Annotated in this window: 1 protein-coding gene; it reads left to right on the top strand. The window is 73.3% G+C overall.

Annotation, left to right across the window (positions count from 1 at the left end):
- Nucleotides 1-416 (top strand): SDR family NAD(P)-dependent oxidoreductase (locus AC5WS8_RS39405; protein WP_496108279.1); only part of this gene is annotated, 416 nt, incomplete at both ends.

Genomic DNA, 416 nt, shown 5'->3' with positions numbered 1-416 from the left:
CCTGGTCACCGAGCACGGTGTACGGCATCTGCTGCTGGCGAGCCGCCGCGGCGCGGAGGCGCCCGGTGCAGCAGAACTCGTCGGTGAGCTCGGCGAGTCGGGAGCGCGGGTCGAGGTGGTTGCCGTGGACGTGGCCGACCGGGATCAGCTCTCTGCCGTGCTCGGTGCGGTTCGGGCGGAGCACCCGCTGACGGCGGTCGTCCACACCGCCGGTGTCCTGGACGACGGCGTGGTCTCCGCGCTCACCCCCGACCGGCTGGCGCACGTGCTGCGGCCGAAGGTCGACGCGGTGGCCCATCTGCACGAGCTGACCCGCGATGCGGACCTGGCCGCCTTCGTCGTCTTCTCCTCCGTCGCCGGGACCTTCGGCGGTGCCGGGCAGGCCAACTACGCGGCGGCGAACGCCTTCCTGGACG

The sequence above is a fragment of the Streptomyces sp. PTL18 genome, from assembly GCF_059510295.1.
Note: the sequence above shows the minus strand (reverse complement) of the source record. Positions and strands in the feature narration are given on the sequence as shown.